Annotated in this window: 1 protein-coding gene; it reads right to left on the bottom strand. The window is 65.6% G+C overall.

Annotation, left to right across the window (positions count from 1 at the left end; genetic code table 11):
• Positions 1–32 precede the first annotated feature (32 nt).
• The gene (locus ACFU7D_RS29570; protein ID WP_378874083.1) at positions 33–1,316 is read right to left on the bottom strand and encodes a choice-of-anchor P family protein; all 1,284 of its coding nucleotides are present in this window, start codon (positions 1,314–1,316) and stop codon (positions 33–35) included.
• Positions 1,317–1,559: the final 243 nt, after the last annotated feature.

Below are 1,559 nucleotides of genomic sequence, written 5' to 3'. Positions count from 1 at the left end.
GTTTCTTGCTAGACCCTTAGTGGATCAAGGCCTCACGCGTTCGAGTTCACCTTGAACTTGGCGTGACCGATGTTGACAACGGTCTTGGTGCCCTCGGTCGCGTCGAGGAGCGTCAGCCGCAGGGCGACGACCTCGATCAGGTTCTTGCTGCGCTCGACGACGACGTTGGTCTCGATCTTGGCCAGGCCGGGGATGTCGACGCGGGAGAGCGCCGACCCGAGCTGGGCGAGGGAGACCTTCTGGTCGTTGATGAAGATGTCGCCGAACTTGGTGCCCGAGGTGGACGTCGAGGCGCCCTTGCCCTTGACGAACTTCGCGTTCGCCTGAGCGCGGATGGCCTCGATGCGGATCGCGCCGTCACCGATGTTGACGCCGGCGACCTCGGCGAAGGTGTAGCCCTCGGCCGTGGTCTTGGTCTGGTTCGAACGCTGACCGCTCGTGAGACCCTTGACGTCCACGACGTTGCCCGCCTCGCCCAGCGGCACGCCGGCGATGGACTTGGTCTTCAGCTTGCCCTTGGTGCCGGCGCAGGACGCGTTGGTCAGCGGGTTCTTGCCGACCTGGACGGCACCGCCGAGAGCGGTGGCGTCGATCCCGTCGGAGAAGCCGCGGAAGGTCGCGGAGTAGGCCTGGCCGTTGATCTCGGCGCGGGAGCGACCGACGATGACCTCGGAGTCGGTGCCGTGGAGCTTGATCCAGATGCCGTTGGCGTAAGCCTCGGCGCCGTCGGCGTTGGTCTTCTCGACGGTGTTGCCCAGACCGATGGTGGCAATGCCCGGGATGACGAGCGGCTTGTCACGGCCGGGGATCGGAAGGTCGATCTTCTGGCCGGGGCCGGCCGGGTCGAGAACGACGTGAGCGATCTTGGCCTTGGAGTCGGCCTTGTAGCCCTTGCCGTCCCACCAAGCCTGGGAGACCGAGCTGAGACCCTCGACGGTGACCTTGCCCAGCGGGCTCTTGTCGAGCACGACGTCGGCGATCTTGTGCTCCGAGATCGACTTGACCGTCGAGCCGGACTTGATGGTGCGCTGCTTGGTCGTGGTCGCGCCGATCGTGCCGAGACCCGGCACCTTGGCGCCGGCGGTGTTGTTGTTGACGTCGTAGCCAGCCTTACGGGTGCACCCGATGGTCTGGTATCCGAGGTCTCCCGAGTTGGCCGGGATGTTTCCACCGGTCACGCGGCTGCCGAAGCCGCTGGCGAACAGCCCGAACGAGGTGTTCGTCAGTGCGGCCTGTGAGGGCGCCGGCACAACCAGAACTGCGCCGACGACGGCGGCAGCGGCTGCGGACAGCGCGAACGTACGGATGCTTCGCATTGTTGGTTGGACTCCGATTCTGCGGTGGGGATCCCCCAAGATCCCCGCAACGGGGCCGTGCCACCTGCCAGATCCGGGGGAACCTGGCGCACTCCCGAGTTAAGGGGTGGCACATCGGGCAAACGAGAGAAAACCACGGAAGTTATCGGGACGGAGGTCCTATTTCCAGATGGCCCGTCCTGGCCATGGGTAACCCACCCGGGCATACGCAAAACGGGCCGTGACCTCGGAAAGGTCACGGCC

The sequence above is a fragment of the Nocardioides sp. NPDC057577 genome (genome assembly GCF_042801335.1).
In the GTDB taxonomy this organism is placed as follows: Bacteria; Actinomycetota; Actinomycetes; order Propionibacteriales; family Nocardioidaceae; genus Nocardioides.
The sequence above is the reverse complement of the archived record's forward strand: the minus strand, read 5'-3'. Positions and strand labels throughout refer to the sequence as shown.